This is a genomic window from Kitasatospora sp. NPDC051984 (genome assembly GCF_044593455.1).
Lineage (GTDB): Bacteria > Actinomycetota > Actinomycetes > Streptomycetales > Streptomycetaceae > Kitasatospora.
Genome location: NZ_JBIUCB010000023.1, coordinates 25489 through 40220, shown reverse-complemented (window position 1 = coordinate 40220; position 14732 = coordinate 25489). Strand labels below are relative to the sequence as shown.

Genomic DNA, 14732 nt, shown 5'->3' with positions numbered 1-14732 from the left:
AGATAGCGACGTCCCGCGCACACAGGGCAGTCAGAAGCCACGCAAATCTCGTCGTCCGCACGCCGACCCGTGACCCCAGCCACAACCTCCCGTTGGTAATGGCGGTCGGCGCGCCCCGCGCCGCGCACCCGGAATGTCCCACCGGGCGCACACAGAACGTCAGGGCGAAACGAGGAGTCTTTGTGCCGCGCATGCTTCAGGTGAGCGAGGACGTACGCGCCGAAATCGGCGACGAAGAGGCCGAGGGCCTGCTGGCCGGAGCGCACGCCCCGGACGCCTACGACTGCACCTCCTGCCGACAACCGGGCGACTCGCTGCGCGAACCCACCAGCACGGTCCTGTTCGTCGGCGACGAGACCGCGGTGCTGGCCTTCGCGCACGCCCGCTGCATCCCGTCCCAGGTGGTGCCGGTGGACGAGCAGCAGCTGCGCGGCGCCGTCGCCTCGATCAGCCAGGGCGGGGCGGCCCCCACCCCCCAGCCGACGGCGCCCGTACCGCCACAGCCCTCGCATCCCCACCTCTCCCAGCCCCACCTCTCCCAGCCCCACCTCTCCCAGCCCCAGCTCTCCCAGCCCCACCTCTCCCAGCCCCAGCCGGTCGCCCTGGTGACCGTCCCGGAGCCGATCAACACCGCGACGGTCGGCCGGTCGCAGCCCGCCGTGCTCGGCGTGACCTGCGGAATCGTGCTGTGCGGCGACACCCAGCAGGCCGCGCTGGTGATCGAGCCGACCGGGCCGGTCGGACGGCCGGGCAGCACCAGCGGCGAGGACGAGTTCCTGACGCTGCTGACCGAGCACGGCTTCCAGCTGATCCCGGACGTCAACCGGGCACCCGCCCGGCCGCGGGCCGGCTGGTCGGTGCTGATGGCGATGGGGCAGCTGCACGCGATCCTGCAGCCCTCGGCGACCGGCGGCTCGGCCGCCTGGTGGCAGGCCCACCAGGCGCTGCAGGTCACCCCGGCGTGGCGGGCCGCGGCGGCCCGCAAGTCCGAGGTGATCATGTTCGCGGTGCCGGCCGGCGCGGTCGGCCGCCAGCCCCGCGAGGACCTGCTGCGCATCGCCCTGGACCGCGCCGCCGCCCGCGGCGTGCTGGCCGCGGGCATGCTGCCGCTGGCCGGCACCTGAGCGGGGGCGCACCGATGACCGACCCCGTGAACGACCCGGCCGCCACCGGATCGTCCGACCGCGCGTCAACCCCGGCCACCGCGGCCGAGGTTGAGCACGCCCGGGGCGGCCGTCCGGTCATAGAACCTGTTCGGCCGGTCCTGCCGACCGGACAGGCCGCCCTGCCGACCGGACAGGCCGCCCTGCGACTGGGACTGGGCGCGGCGCCCCCGCATCCCAAGCCGGTCTCGCTCGTTGGCTCCTACGTGTACAGCTACGACCTCGCCTCCGCCGGCCGTCCGTCCTCCCCCGCCAGCCGGTCGATCCCCGGCATGCGCCCGTCGTACGACGCGGAGCACCCGGTGTCGGCCACCCCGATCTACGACTCGCTGTACTCCGAGTACCGGCGGATGTTCCGTGCCCTGCCGGGCGACCGCTCCGGCGAGGAGGGGCTGCGCTTCGCCGGCTTCGCGGTCCGCGACCAGCAGCCGCCGCGCGAGGTGGCGGCCGAGCGGCGCGAGCCCGCCGCGTACCCGCAGCAGCACCAGTCCTTCGAGCCGTACGCCGGGCCGCAGGCCCAGGCCGCGCCGCAGTTCGTGCCCGCGCAGCCGTCCGGCGCGCAGGCGAACGGCCAGGGCTGGGTGGCGTCCGGCTACCTCGGCCCGTCCCCGCGGCCCGCCGCGCCCCCGGCCCCCGCTGCCGTCCCCGCGGCCCCGACGGCGGCCGGCCCGGCGGGCGGCCCGGCGGGCGGGCGGCACCGCTCGGTGCTGTCACTGCCCCCGGGTCGGGACGCCTGACGGGCGCACCCCGGGCCGGGACGCCTGACGGGCGCACCCCGGGCCGGGACGCCTGACGGGCGCACGAAAAACGGCTGTGGGCCGCGAAACACCTCACCGGTGTCCGCGGCCCACAGCCGTGTCGGCGTCCGCTACTACTACTTCTTCTTGCGCTTCTCGCGCACCCGGACCGAGATCGAGATCGGGGTGCCCTCGAAGCCGAACTCCTCGCGCAGGCGGCGCTCGATGAAGCGGCGGTAGCCGGCCTCCAGGAAGCCGGAGGCGAACAGCACGAACCGCGGCGGGCGGGTGCCCGCCTGGGTGCCGAACAGCACGCGCGGCTGCTTGCCGCCGCGGATCGGGTGCGGGTGCGCGGCGACCAGCTCGCCCAGGAAGGCGTTCAGGCGGGCGGTCGTGATGCGGGTCTCCCAGCCGGCCAGCGCGGTCTCGATCGCGGGGACGAGCTTCTCCATGTGGCGTCCGGTCTTCGCCGAAACGTTCACCCGGGGCGCCCACTGGACCTGCACCAGGTCGCGCTCGATCTCGCGCTCCAGGTAGAAGCGGCGCTCCTCGTCGAGCTGGTCCCACTTGTTGTAGGCGACGACGACGGCGCGCCCGGCCTCGACGGCCATCGAGATGATCCGGGTGTCCTGCTCGGTGAGGGTCTCGCTGGCGTCGACCAGGACGACCGCGACCTCGGCCTTGTCCAGCGCGGCGGAGGTCCGCAGCGAGGCGTAGAAGTCCGCGCCCGAGGTCAGGTGGACACGGCGGCGGATACCGGCGGTGTCGATGAACTTCCAGGTCTTGCCGCCGAGTTCGATCATCTCGTCGACCGGGTCACGGGTGGTGCCGGCCAGCTCGTTGACGACCACGCGGTCCTCGCCGGCGACCTTGTTCAGCAGGCTGGACTTGCCGACGTTGGGCCGGCCGATCAGCGCGACGCGGCGCGGGCCGCCGGGGGCCTGGCCGTCGCCGAACAGCTGCGGCGGGGCCTCCGGGAGCACCTTCAGCACGGCGTCCAGCAGGTCGCCGGAGCCGCGGCCGTGCAGGGCGGAGACGGGGTACGGCTCACCCAGGCCCAGCGACCACAGGTACGCGGCCTCGGCCTCGGTGGACGGGCCGTCGACCTTGTTGGCGCACAGCACCACGGGCTTGCCGGCCCGGCGGATCAGCTTGACCAGCGCGTCGTCGGTGTCGGTGGCGCCGACGGTGGCGTCCACCACGAACAGCACCGCGTCGGCCTGCTCGATGCCGAGCTCGGCCTGCCCGGCGACCATCGCGTCGATGCCGAGGACGTCGATCTCCCAGCCACCGGTGTCCAGCACCTTGAACCGGCGGCCGGCCCACATCGCCTCGTAGCTGACCCGGTCACGGGTCACGCCGGGGCGGTCCTCGACGACCGCCTCGCGGCGGCCGATGATGCGGTTGACCAGGGTGGACTTGCCGACGTTCGGGCGGCCGACGATCGCCAGCACCGGCAGCGGGCCGTGGCCGTCCAGGTCGGCGTCGACCTCGCCGATGTCGAAGCCCTCTTCGGCGGCGAGCGCCATGAACTCGGCGTACTCGGCGTCGCCGAGCTCGCCGTGCTGGGCGGTCGTGTCGTTGCTCATGTTTCCGTCTTCCATTTCCCGGCCCGGCCCTTCCCAGGGGCGGACCGTGCGTACCTGCCCGGCGGGCAGCGCGAACCGCGCGGATCTCGCGCGGTCGGATCGTTAAAAGGGGGTGTTCGGATCGTTAAAAGGGGGTGCTCGGGGATCAGGCGGCGGTCAGGCCGGCCCGGTCCTCGACCAGGGCGATGATCGCGCCGATCACCTGGTCCAGGGTGAGTTCGCTGGTGTCCACCAGCTCCGCGTCCGCGGCCCGGGTCAGCGGGGCGGTCTCGCGGGAGGAGTCGGCGGCGTCCCGGCGGGCCAGGTCGGCGGCCATCGCGGTGATGGTCGCCTCGTCCAGGCCCTTGGCGCGCAGCTCGGCGGCCCGGCGGGCCGAACGGGCCTGCTCGGAGGCGGTCAGGAAAACCTTCACGGTGGCGTCCGGGAACACCACGCTGCCCATGTCACGGCCCTCGGCGACGATGCCCCGGGCGGCGTGCGAGGCGCAGCCGCGCTGCAGCTCCACCAGCCGGGCCCGCACCGCGGGAACCGCGGCCACCGCGCTGACCTTGGCGGTCACCTCGGGGCCGCGGATCGGGGCCGAGACGTCCTGGCCGTCCACGGTTATGGTCGGCCCGGCGGCGTCGGTGCCGGAGACGATGACGGGCTTCGCGCAGGCGATCGCGACCGCCTCCGGGTCGTCCACGTCCACCTCGTTGGCGAGCATCCACCAGGTCATCGCCCGGTACATCGCGCCGGTGTCGAGGAAGCTCAGGCCCAGCCGTGCGGCCACCGCCCGCGACACCGTCGACTTCCCGGAACCCGAAGGTCCGTCGATGGCGACGACGACCGGGCTGTTCGACGCTCGGTCGACACTGTCCACGGGGCGAACCTCTCTCTCACGGCACAAGAACTCACCTCAAGGTTAATGGACTCCCGCCCCGCCCCGTCCCGGCCCCGTCCCCGGCTCGACCGTCGTCAGTGGCAGTGGCCGCCCCGACCGAGGGTCTCCACCGGCGATGCCCCCGGACGGGTCCACTGCGGCACCGGCCGCCCGGTCGGGCCCCAGGTCGCCACCCCGTCGGCGTCCGTCCGCCAGAACCAGCCGATCGGCGCGCCGTGCCCACCCACCGGCGACCCCGCGTCCGGCACCTCCGGCCACCCCTCCGGGACGTCCTCCCAGCCCTCCCGGCGGCCGTACGGCGTCATGTCGAGCAGCGCGAGCGAGCTGTTGATCCGCTCGGTGCCGCGGCCGGTGGTGCTGTAGGTGAGGAACACCCGGTCGCCGTCCCGCAGGAAACTCATCAGCCGGCCCATGTCCCCGCCGATCGGCGCGGGCGCGTCACGCACGGAGAACCAGGGCTGGGTGTACTCCATGAACTCCACGTACGGGGCGACCTCCGCCCACGGGCCACTGGTCAGCACCGCGAACGAGACCCCCCGGGCGTTCAGGTACGCGGAGTCCCCCAGGTGCCACGCCACCATCGTGCAGCCCTCGCACTGCCCCTGGAACGGCGCCCCGTCGTACCACATGTGCTGGTACACCACCAGCTCGTCACGCCCCTCGAACAAGTCCCGGAACGCGACCGCCCCACCGGCGCCCACCACCTCGGCCGCCCCGTCCACCTCCACCATCGGCAACCTCCGCCGCGCCGCCGCCAAGGCGTCCGCCTCCCGCGTGTGCGCCTTCTCCCGCACCAGCAACTCCTGCCGCGCCGCCTCCCACGCCGCCATGTCCACCACTGCCGGCCGCCCGCCAGTCCCACTCATCGCAGAGCTCTCCGTCCACTCGGGGGCACCCCACCGGCACCCACCCCGTACAGACGGCCCCCGTCCCCGAAACTCATCGCTCCCCCGCACTGGGTTTTGACGGGTGCCGGGTGGACCCGCGAAGCGGGGCGGGCGCAGACGGGTACGGTCCCACTCGAAGCCCCGCCCCAGCCCCGCGCAGCGGCGAAGCCCGTCAGTCCCGCACCCCCCACCCCCGCTCCCGCAGCCCCGCCACCAGCGCCCGCACCACCGACGGCGCGACGGACAGCTGCACGTGGCCGACCTGCTGGCCCGTCGAGTGTTCGATGGTGACGTCCTCGATGTTGACGCCGAGGGCGCCGACCTCGCCGAAGAGGCGGCCGAGTTCGCCGGGCTGGTCGCCGAGGACGACGGTGACGGTCTCGTAGCGGGTGGGCGGTGCACCGTGCTTGCCGGGGATGCGGGCCTGGCCGGTGTTGCCGCGTCGCATGACGGCTTCGATGCCGGCGGCGCCCTCGCGGCGGGCGTTCTCGTCGGTGCCCTGGAGGGCACGGAGCGCGGTGACGGTGGTGGCGAGGTCGGTGGCGAGGTCGTCGAGGATGTCGGCGACGACGCCCGCGTTGGCGGAGAGGATGTCGATCCACATCGCGGGGTTGGAGGCGGCGATCCGGGTGACGTCGCGCACGCCCTGCCCGGACAGCCGCACCGCGGTCTCTTCGGCGTGCTCCAGCCTCGCGGCGACCAGCGAGGACAGCAGTTGCGGCGCGTGCGAGACGAGCGCGACGGCCCGGTCGTGGTCGGCGGCGTCCATGACGATGGGCATCGCCCCGCACAGCGCGACGAGTTCGAGGGCGGCGTTGAGCGTCTCGGTGTCGGTGTCGGGGGTGGGGGTGAGCACCCAGGGCCGGCCTTCGAAGAGGTCGGCGGTGGCGGCGAGCGGCCCGGAGCGTTCGCGGCCGGCCATCGGGTGCGAGCCGATGTAGTGGACGGTGTCGAGGCCGAGCGCGGTGATCTCGCCGCGCGGACCGGCCTTGACGCTGGCGACGTCGGTGTAGCAGCGGGCGAGGCCGCGTCGCTGGCAGTCCGCGAGGACCTTGCCGACGAGCGTCGGGGGGACGGCGATGATCGCCAGGTCGACGGGCCCGTCGGGGAGTTCGGTGGTGCCGGCGCCGAGCGAGGCGGCCGTGCGGGCGGCGTCCTGGTCGGCGTCCTCCAGATACACGCTTATGCCGCGACGGGTGAGGGCGAGCGCGGCGGAGGTGCCGATCAGTCCGGTGCCGATGACGGCGGCTGTTCGCATGGCGGGGTCCCGTTTCCCTGGTCGCGGTGCTGGTCGGGCCATTGTCCCGCACGGGCCTGTGCCGGGCGCGGGTTGGCCGACGCGCAGCGGAAATCCGGGCGCTGTGACGGGGGTTGGGTGCAGACTGGGCGCCCGGGTCCGGGGTTCGGGCCGGCGGTCGAAGGGGGCGGGGTGGCGGGGCAGCTGGCGGTGTGGGAGTCGAGCCTGGACTCGGTGGTGGTGCACGCGGTGGGTGCGGTGTGCCGGCGCCGCGCGTCGGGTGTGCTGCCGGCGGACGGCCGGGTGCGGGTGGCGGGGCTGCCGCTGCTGGCGGCGGAGGGGTCGCTGCGGGTGCGGGTGCTGTCGGGCGCCGGCCGGGTCGCCGAGGCCCGCACGGCATATCCGGCGCGCGTCCGCGGCGAGGACGAACTCCCGGCTTGGGAGCGGGAGTTGACGGATCTCCGGCAGCGCGCCGAGCTGCTGCAGGAGCGTCAGGAGCGGTTGGACAAGCGAATCGCCGAGGTGTCGGCACTGCGCGTGGTGCCGCCGCAGCGCCGCCGGGACGAGGGGCACCGCCGGGCCCCGGCGGAAGCGGTGCTGGCGCTGGCGGAGTTCGTGGACGCCCGGCTGGAGGTACTCCAGGAGCGCGCGGTGGAGCTGGCCCTGGAGCTTCAACTGGCGGAGCACGCCTTCCGGACGGCGGCGGCGGCCGCGAGCACCCGTTCCAGCGCCGAACAGCCCGGCGGGGTGGAGTCGGGGGCCTGCGCGGACCTGACGGTGCGCGGCGAGGGCCCGGTGGAGCTGGAGGTGGAGTACACCGTCCCGGGGGCGGTCTGGGTGCCGACGTACCAACTGGCGCACCGCCGGGGCGAGCGTTCGGCACGGCTGGTGCTGCGGGCGTCGGTGGCGCAGCGGACGGGCGAGGACTGGTCGGGGGTGCGGCTGGCGCTGTCGACGGCGGACCTCGCCGGGCCGGGCGGGCTGCCGCGGCTGAGCTCGCTGCGGATCGGCCGCAGCCAGGCGGCGCCCGCGCCGTCGGGGTGGCGGACGCAACCGGCGGGCCTGGCGGGCCTGTTCGACGGCTGGCAGGACGCGCAGCGCTCGAAACCGGAGCCGCCCAGGGCGCCGGGAGCGGCGCCGGTCGCGGCGTCCGCGCCGATGCCGGGGCCGGGGCCGTCCGCGAAGCGGGCCCCCCGCCCGGGTGGCACGCTGGCGGGTCGTCCGCGCTTCGGCGGAGCGGCAGGTGGAGCAGCGGGCGGCGCGGCAGGCGGCCCGGCAGGAGGCGCGGACACCGCACCCGCTCCCGCCGCCCCGGGTTTCGCCCCGCCGCCCGCCCCGATGCCGATGGCTGCCGCCGCTCCCCCACCACCCGCGCCGTACGGCACGGCCCCTGCCCCACTGGCGGACACCGAACCGGCCCTCCGCCCGTCGTCCGACCAACTGGACTACGCGGCGCTGGTGCTGGCGGGCCCGGAGCAGGAGCCGTTGCGCCGGGGCCGGCTGTTCCCGGAGCCGTCGCGGCCCGGGTCGGGCGGCGCGCTGCGCGGGGCGGAGGAGGTGGGCCGGTTGCCGCTGCCGCGGTTCGGTGCGCCACCGCGACTGTCGGCGGGGTCGTTCGACCACCGTTTCGACGCGCAGGCCCCGGCGCACGTCCCCTCGGACGGGGTGTGGCACACGGTGGCGGTGGCGGAGCTCCCGGTGGGGGTGCGCACGGGTTACGTGTGCGTGCCGTCGGTGGAGGAGGCGGTGTACGCGGTGCTGGAGCTGTCGAACGCGACGGCGCACGCGCTGCTGGCCGGCCCGGTGGAGGTGTCGGTGGACGGCGAGTTCCTGCTGACGGCGGGGCTGCCGACGCTGGCGCCGGGCGGGGTGCGGGAGTTGGGCCTGGGCCGGGCGGAGGAGCTGCGGGTGGCGCGGCACAGCGAGGTGCGCGAGTCGACGTCGGGGGTGCTGAACTCGACGACGGTGCTGGACCACGGTGTGCGGATCGAGTTGGTGAACCGGCTGCCGCACGAGGCGTCGGTGGAGGTCCGCGAGCGGGTCCCGGTGTCGGGCGACGCGGAGGTGCGGATCGAGGAGCGTCCGGGCTGGTCGCCGCCCGCGGAGCCGTCCGCCGGGGTGCCCGCCTCGGCGCGGATCCGCCGGGTGGTGGTGCCGCCGGGAGGTTCGGTGGAGCTGACGGGCGGTTATGTGATCCGCATCCCGGCCGGTAAGGCCGTGGTCGGCGGAAATCGGAGGAGTTGAACGTGCACGAGGAAACTTTTCCCCTTCCGGTGACCGCGGTGACGTGCCTGGAGGACCGGGCGCAGCTGGAGCGGACGGCGGAGCTGGAGCTCCGGCCGGGCGTGCACCGGCTGCGGCTGGGCCCGGTGACGGCGCTGGCGGTGGACCGTTCGCTGCACGCGGCGGTGCTGGCCGGGGACGGCGCGCCGACCGGCGCGGCGAAGGTGCTGGACGTCCGCCTGGTGCGGTCCTGGCAGCCGCGGCCGCCGCTGGAGCCGGGGCCGGACGATTCGGCGCTGCGCCGCCGGGTGCATCAGTTGGAGCGCGAGTACCTGGCGGAGTCGCGCCGCCAGGAGCGGCTGGAGGCGCGCCTGGCGCTGCTCGGCCAGCTTGCGGCGGACCTGCTGCGGGAGATCGGCGAGGGCGCGGGCAGCGGCGAACTGGAGCAGGCCCGCTGGTCGCGCGAGCTGGACCGGGTGGACGCCGAACGGGAGTCGTACGGCGAGCAGTTGCGGGCCTCGCGGCTGCGCGCGTCGGAGCTGATGGCGGCCCAGGGGCACGCCGAGCTGGCGCTGGCCCGGGCCGAGCAGGAGCCGGCCGAGCTGCTGGCGTTCGTGGAGCTGTCGGTGGAGTGCGCCGAGCCGGGCCGGTTCCTGGCCCGGGTGGGGCATCTGACGCCGTGCGCGCTGTGGCGTCCGGCGTACCGGGCCGAACTGGTGGGCGGCACACTGCGGTTGGAGACCGAGGCGATGGTGTGGCAGCGCACCGGCGAGGACTGGTCGAACGTCGCCCTGACGCTGTCCACGGCGCGTTCGGCACTGGCGGGCGAGCCACCGGAGCTGGTGGAGGACCGGCTGGTGCTGCGGGAGCGCTCCGCGCAGGAGAAGAAGACCGTCGAGGTGGAGCTGCGCGAGCAGGCGATCGCCGACGCGGGCCCGCTGGAGCCGGGCCTGCCGGGCGTGGACGACGGCGGCGAGGTCCGGGTGCTGCGGGCCGCGGAGCCGGTCACGGTGCCCTCGGACGGGCGGGCGCACCGGGTGCCGGTGAGCGTGTTCGAGACGGGGGCGCGCAGCGAGTTCTCGGCGGCGCCGGAGCTGTCGGAGCTGGTGACGGAGGTGGTGTCGTTCCGCAACGCCTCGGGCCACGCGCTGCTGGCCGGCCCGGTGGACCTGGTGCGCGGCTCCGGCTACACGGGCCGGGGCACGCTGGAGTTCGCCGCGGCGGGCGCGCCGGTGCGCCTGGCGTTCGGCGCCACGGACGGCCTGCGGGTGGTCCGGGAGGCCGAGGAGCGCCGCGAGGGCGCCGGCCTGGGCGGCCAGCGCACCCTGCTGACCCGCACCGTGCGCCTGCACCTGTCGCGGTTCTCCGCGCCGGGCGAGGACGCCGAGCAGGTGGTGACGGTCCGCGAGCGGATCCCGGTCTCCGAGGTGTCGGCGGTGGAGGTGCGGCTGCGCAAGGAGCGCTGCTCGCCGCCGCCGGAGGAGCTGGACGCCGACGGCATCGCCCGCTGGGAGGTGCCGATGCCGCCGGGCGGCCGGCGCACCGTCACGCTGGTGTACGAGGTGTCGGCGTCGGCGAAGGTGGCGGGGCTGTGAGCGGTCGCGCCCGACGCGGCGTCAACTCCGGTACAAAAGAGACATGATCTACCATCTCGCCCCGCTGGACGACTGGCTGCGCGACCCGGGCCGGCCGTACACCGCCGCCTCGCTGCTCACCGAGGGCTTCCTGCACTGCTCGCCGGACGAGACCACGGTGCTGGCAGTCGCCAACCTGTTCTTCCCCCAGGCCCCGGACCCACTGATGGCGCTGCTGATCGAGGAGAAGCTCGTCGAGCCGATGGTGAAGTGGGAGGCGGCCACCGGCGGGCCGCCTCCCGGAAGCACCGAGGGGGTGCTGTTCCCGCACATCTACGGCCGGCTGAACCGGACGGCCGTGGTGGGCCTGGAGAAGCTGGAGCGCGGCCCGGACGGCCGCTGGGCCGCGCTGCTCCCCTGGAGCTAGGGGACTACAGCCAGCCGCGCTCGCGGGCCGCCATCCCGGCCTGGAACCGGGTGGTGGCCCCGAGTTCGCGCATCAGGCCCTGCAGGCGGCGCTGGGTGGTGCGGGCGCTCCAGCCGAGCGAGCGGGCGATCGACTCGTCGGTGAGGCCGGCGGCGAGCAGCCCGAGCAGCTTCAGGTGGTCGGAGTCCGGCCCGGGGCCGTCGCCGTCGCCGATCACGGTCTGCAGCGGCACGGCCCGCTCCCACTCGGCCTCGAACAGCGCGTCCAGGGCCTGGAGCAGGGCGGACGGGTGGATGACGTACGCGGCGTCCAGGACGCTGTCGCCGACGCTGATCGGGATGATCGCCATCTTGTCGTCGGCCATCATCATCTTCATCGGCAGCACCGGCCGCACCCGGGCCTCCTCGCCGTCCTCGACGCCGGTGAGGATCTCCTGCTCGAGCCGCCCGGGCCAGGCGATCGCCTCCTTGTCGAAGACGGTACGGATCCGCACCCCGGCCTTGAGCTTGGCCCGCTGCCGGGGCTGCTGCACGGTAGGGTCCTGCACGTACGGCGGGCAGTCGAAGCCGCGGATCTGGTACTGGCCGGACTCCACCAGGTGCTCCAGCCGCTGGGCGATCGCCTCGCTGCCGGTGAGCACCTCCACCGAGTGCGCGGGGTCGGTGTACCGCGACGCCTCCCGGAAGGCGTCCATCAGGCGGTGCATCTCGGCGCGGGCGGAGCGCAGTTCGGCCTCGCGGTGGCCTATCAGGGTGCCGATGGCGACGTCCGGGGCGACCGCCAGGTAGCGCTCCCGGTCGACCGGGGCGCGGGTCGCCATGCCCTGTTCGGCCAGCCGGTCCAGCGCCTGCCGGCACTGGTCCAAGGTCAGGCCGCAGTGTTCGGCCAACTCCTGGGCGGTCGACTGCGGCGCGACGACCAGCGCGGCGTACACCTGACCGTCGGGCCGCCCGAGGCCCAGCACGGTGAATGCGTCGAGCATGTGCTTCCTTCCCCCGCCGCCCCGTCCCCTGACGCGGTGGCGCACTTCCGCCACGCGTCGGGGCGAACTTCGGTGGCAATCTTCTGCCAACGGGTCGAACGATAGCAAGGCTGCACGGCCCGCCTCACCGGTCAAGACCCGGCAAAGCCCTCCGCACACGCCGGAAGCCCGCCCGCCGTACGGCGAACGGGCTCCCGGAGCGAGCTGCTACAGCCCGACCTCGTTCATCAGGGCACCCACCTCGGGGTTGGTCAGCCGGCGCAGCCAGCCCGACTTCTGGTCGCCGAGCGAGATCGGCCCGAAGGCGGTGCGCACCAGCTTCTCCACCGGGAAACCGACCTCGGCCAGCAGGCGACGCACGATGTGCTTGCGGCCCTCGTGCAGGGTCACCTCGACCAGGTAGTTCTTGCCGACGTTGGAGATCACCTTGAAGCTGTCGGCCCGCGCCCAGCCGTCCTCCAGCTCCACACCCTTGGCGAGCTGCTTGCCCAGGTCGCGCGGGATCGGGCCCTGGATGGCCGCCAGGTACGTCTTGGTGACGCCGTACTTGGGGTGGGTCAGGCGGTGGGCCAGCTCACCGTGGTTGGTGAGCAGGATGAGGCCCTCGGTCTCGGTGTCCAGGCGGCCGACGTGGAACAGCCGGGTCTCCCGGTTGGTCACGTAGTCGCCCAGGCACTGCCGGCCCTCCGGGTCCTCCATGGTGGAGACGACGCCGGCCGGCTTGTTCAGCGCGAAGAACAGGTAGGACTGGGTGGCGACGGTCAGGCCGTCGACCTTGATCTCGTCCTTCATCGGGTCGACCCGCAGGCCCTGCTCGACGACGAGCTTGCCGTTGACCTCGACCCGGCCCTGCGCGATCAGCTCCTCGCAGGCCCGACGGCTGCCCATGCCGGCCCGCGCCAGCACCTTCTGCAGGCGCTCGCCCTCTTCGCCGACCTGCTTGCCGGGGCCCTCGTGCCGAGCCAGCACCCGGTCCTCGATCCGGCCCTGCAGCTCGCGCGAACGCTGCGGCTGACGCCGCGGGTCGCCGGGCGCGCCCTGCCCGTCCCGGCGCGGCCGGGGCGCCGCCCCGGGCTTGCGCGAACCGTAGGCGCTGTACGAGGGCGTCGCGTTCGGGCCGCCGCCGTACTCGGGGCGGTCGTACTTGCGCTCCTCCGGCCGCAGCGGCCGGTCCGGGTAGCGACGCTCCTCGCGCCCGCTGCCACCGCGCGACGAGCCCCCGTACGAGCCCGAGCCGCCACCGTAGGAGCCCGAGCCGCCGCGGGACTGCCCGCCGCGGCCCTGTCCGCCGCCCTGGCCGTAGGACGACCCGCCGCGGCCGCCGCCCTGCTGGCCGCCCCGGCCGCCCTGTCCGCCCCGGCCCTGACCGCCGCCGCTGTTCCTGCCGTTGCCACTGCTACGCATCAAAATGTCCGTACGTCGTATCCGTCTGGGTCCGGTCGGCCTGGTTCGGCCCCTCCTGTGCGGCGGCGACCGCCTGCGCGATCATCGTGCCCTCCAGGGACTCCGCTTCCACGTCGTCGACCTCGGGCAGGAAGGGCGCGAGCTCCGGCAGCTCGTCCAGGCCGCGCAGCCCCATCCGTTCCAGGAAGTAGTTCGTCGTCCGATACAGGATCGCTCCGGTTTCGGGCTCGGTGCCGGCTTCTTCGACCAGTCCTCGCTGTACCAGGGTACGCATCACGCCGTCGCAGTTCACACCACGGACCGCGGAAACCCGCCCGCGCGACACCGGCTGCCGGTACGCCACCACCGCCAGCGTCTCCAGCGCGGCCTGCGTCAGCCGCGCCTGCTGCCCGTCCAGAACGAACCGGTCCACCGCCGCCGCGCACTCCGCACGGCTGTAGAACCGCCACCCGCCGGCCACCTGCCGCAGCTCGAAACCGCGCCCCTGTGCCGTGTACTCCGCCGCCAACTCTCGCAGCACAGCCGCCACTTCACCGCTGGACGCGGCCAGCACCGAGGCCAGGTGCGCCTCCGCCACCGGCTCGTCGGCGACCATCAGCACCGCCTCCAGCGCCGCCCGCAACGGCACCCCGGCCGCGGGCCCGCCGTCCCGGTGCACCGGCTCCTGCCACTCGCCCGGCCGGGCTTGCCCGGGCAGGCCGAGCGCCCGCCGCGGCCGCCGCTCCGTCATCGAACGCCGCCTTCCCCGCCCGCCGGGCGGTCGAACTCGTCGGTCACCTCGACCGTCCGGTCCCCCTCGGCGACCCAGCGCACCACCAGCTCCTCCAGAGCCTGCGGCTGCTCGAACGCCAGCACCTTCTCCCGGTACAGCTCCAGCAGCGCCAGGAACCGGGCCACCACCACCAGCTCGTTGTCCGCGTCCTCGACCAGCCGCCCGAACGTCGCCTCCCCCAGCGCGCTCAGCCGCTCCACCACCAGCGCCGCCTGCTCCCGCACGCTCACCGGCGGCATGTGGATGTGATCCACGTACACCACCGGCTTCGGCTTCGGCAGGAACGCCTTCGCGGCCAGCTGCGCGAACCGCTCCAGCCCGACCGTCAGCACCACCTCGGGCAACAGCTGCGCATGGTGCGGCTCCAGCCCCACCGCCCGCGGCCGCCGCGACGCCTCCGCCGCCCACCGCTCCGCGAACAGGCCCGCCACTTCCTTGTACGCCCGGTACTGCAACAGCCGCGCGAACAGCAGGTCCCGCGCCTCCAGCAGCGCCAGGTCCTCCTCGTCCTCGACCTCCGCCGCCGGCAACAACCGCGCCGCCTTCAGATCCAGCAGCGTCGACGCCACCACCAGGAACTCGGTCGCCGCATCCAGGTCCCACTCCGGCCCCATCGCCCGGATGTGCGCCACGAACTCGTCCGTGACCTTCGACAACGCCACCTCGGTGACGTCCATCCTGTGCTTCGCGATCAGCCCGAGCAGCAGGTCGAACGGCCCCTCGAAGTTCTCCAACCGGACCTGGAACATAACGTCCCATTCTGGCAGAAAGCCTTTGAGGCATCCGAGCGTGAAACCGGGGCGCAGGTGGGTGCCAAAACAGGGGCGCGGTGTACTGCGCGAAGGGGAACGCAC

General features: G+C 74.4%; 13 protein-coding genes. 5 read left to right on the top strand and 8 right to left on the bottom strand.

Translation table 11 applies throughout. The features are described from left to right. Positions 1-191 precede the first annotated feature (191 nt). Positions 192-1124: a hypothetical protein gene (locus ACIHEI_RS30740; RefSeq protein ID WP_396608998.1), complete on the top strand. Its 933-nt coding sequence runs from the start codon at positions 192-194 to the stop codon at positions 1122-1124. 14 nt (positions 1125-1138) lie between these two features. Then, positions 1139-1900: a hypothetical protein gene (locus ACIHEI_RS30735; protein ID WP_396608997.1), complete on the top strand. Its 762-nt coding sequence runs from the start codon at positions 1139-1141 to the stop codon at positions 1898-1900. 137 nt (positions 1901-2037) lie between these two features. Here the strand turns inward: ACIHEI_RS30735 and der are convergent, their stop codons facing one another. The 4 genes from der to ACIHEI_RS30715 form a co-directional block, all read right to left on the bottom strand. Then, complete coding sequence (gene der, locus ACIHEI_RS30730; RefSeq protein ID WP_392955578.1) at positions 2038-3489, bottom strand: ribosome biogenesis GTPase Der; 1452 nt, start codon at positions 3487-3489, stop codon at positions 2038-2040. A 145-nt stretch (positions 3490-3634) separates the two neighbouring features. Further along, positions 3635-4351: a (d)CMP kinase gene (gene cmk, locus ACIHEI_RS30725; RefSeq protein ID WP_387636687.1), complete on the bottom strand. Its 717-nt coding sequence runs from the start codon at positions 4349-4351 to the stop codon at positions 3635-3637. Between the two features lie 95 nt (positions 4352-4446). Further along, positions 4447-5238 (bottom strand): DUF899 family protein, encoded by a 792-nt coding sequence (locus ACIHEI_RS30720; protein WP_396608996.1) that lies wholly within the window; start codon positions 5236-5238, stop codon positions 4447-4449. A 193-nt stretch (positions 5239-5431) separates the two neighbouring features. Continuing rightward, positions 5432-6517: a prephenate dehydrogenase gene (locus ACIHEI_RS30715; RefSeq protein WP_387636691.1), complete on the bottom strand. Its 1086-nt coding sequence runs from the start codon at positions 6515-6517 to the stop codon at positions 5432-5434. Positions 6518-6688: 171 nt separating this feature from the next. Here ACIHEI_RS30715 and ACIHEI_RS30710 point away from each other — a divergent pair, with 171 nt between their 5' ends. From ACIHEI_RS30710 to ACIHEI_RS30700, 3 genes are read left to right on the top strand one after another with little or no spacing between them, the layout of a single operon-like run. Then, positions 6689-8740, top strand: a complete 2052-nt coding sequence (locus ACIHEI_RS30710; protein WP_396608995.1) for a DUF4139 domain-containing protein — start codon at positions 6689-6691, stop codon at positions 8738-8740. Next, positions 8737-10314 (top strand): mucoidy inhibitor MuiA family protein, encoded by a 1578-nt coding sequence (locus ACIHEI_RS30705; protein ID WP_392955584.1) that lies wholly within the window; start codon positions 8737-8739, stop codon positions 10312-10314. The genes ACIHEI_RS30710 and ACIHEI_RS30705 overlap by 4 nt, the downstream gene beginning before the upstream one ends. A 43-nt stretch (positions 10315-10357) precedes the next feature. Next, entirely contained in the window at positions 10358-10720 is a 363-nt protein-coding gene (locus tag ACIHEI_RS30700; RefSeq protein WP_392955586.1) for a DUF952 domain-containing protein, read from the top strand. Positions 10721-10724: 4 nt separating this feature from the next. On the opposite strand, the gene ACIHEI_RS30695 is transcribed toward ACIHEI_RS30700, so the two are convergent. From ACIHEI_RS30695 to ACIHEI_RS30680, 4 genes are all read right to left on the bottom strand, one after another. Continuing rightward, positions 10725-11702 carry a helix-turn-helix domain-containing protein gene (locus ACIHEI_RS30695; protein ID WP_387636700.1) on the bottom strand — a complete coding sequence of 326 codons (978 nt, stop codon included), beginning with the start codon at positions 11700-11702 and terminating at the stop codon, positions 10725-10727. 207 nt (positions 11703-11909) lie between these two features. After that, on the bottom strand, positions 11910-13106 hold the full coding sequence (locus ACIHEI_RS30690) for a pseudouridine synthase (RefSeq protein ID WP_392955588.1): 1197 nt from the start codon (positions 13104-13106) through the stop codon (positions 11910-11912). Continuing rightward, positions 13099-13701: an SMC-Scp complex subunit ScpB gene (scpB, locus tag ACIHEI_RS30685; protein ID WP_396609045.1), complete on the bottom strand. Its 603-nt coding sequence runs from the start codon at positions 13699-13701 to the stop codon at positions 13099-13101. The genes ACIHEI_RS30690 and scpB overlap by 8 nt, the downstream gene beginning before the upstream one ends. Before the next feature lie 131 nt (positions 13702-13832). Beyond that, positions 13833-14627: a segregation and condensation protein A gene (locus tag ACIHEI_RS30680; RefSeq protein ID WP_392955592.1), complete on the bottom strand. Its 795-nt coding sequence runs from the start codon at positions 14625-14627 to the stop codon at positions 13833-13835. Positions 14628-14732 lie beyond the last annotated feature (105 nt).

Excerpts from the sequence above, each read along its gene's own strand:
- ACIHEI_RS30720 (WP_396608996.1), bottom strand. The coding sequence starts at position 5,238 with ATGAGTGGGACTGGCGGGCGGCCGGCAGTGGTGGACATGGCGGCGTGG.
- scpB (WP_396609045.1), bottom strand. The coding sequence starts at position 13,701 with ATGGTCGCCGACGAGCCGGTGGCGGAGGCGCACCTGGCCTCGGTGCTG.
- ACIHEI_RS30740 (WP_396608998.1), top strand. The coding sequence starts at position 192 with ATGCTTCAGGTGAGCGAGGACGTACGCGCCGAAATCGGCGACGAAGAG.
- ACIHEI_RS30690 (WP_392955588.1), bottom strand. The coding sequence starts at position 13,106 with ATGCGTAGCAGTGGCAACGGCAGGAACAGCGGCGGCGGTCAGGGCCGG.
- ACIHEI_RS30680 (WP_392955592.1), bottom strand. The coding sequence starts at position 14,627 with ATGTTCCAGGTCCGGTTGGAGAACTTCGAGGGGCCGTTCGACCTGCTG.
- ACIHEI_RS30715 (WP_387636691.1), bottom strand. The coding sequence starts at position 6,517 with ATGCGAACAGCCGCCGTCATCGGCACCGGACTGATCGGCACCTCCGCC.
- ACIHEI_RS30700 (WP_392955586.1), top strand. The coding sequence starts at position 10,358 with ATGATCTACCATCTCGCCCCGCTGGACGACTGGCTGCGCGACCCGGGC.
- ACIHEI_RS30695 (WP_387636700.1), bottom strand. The coding sequence starts at position 11,702 with ATGCTCGACGCATTCACCGTGCTGGGCCTCGGGCGGCCCGACGGTCAG.
- der (WP_392955578.1), bottom strand. The coding sequence starts at position 3,489 with ATGAGCAACGACACGACCGCCCAGCACGGCGAGCTCGGCGACGCCGAG.
- ACIHEI_RS30735 (WP_396608997.1), top strand. The coding sequence starts at position 1,139 with ATGACCGACCCCGTGAACGACCCGGCCGCCACCGGATCGTCCGACCGC.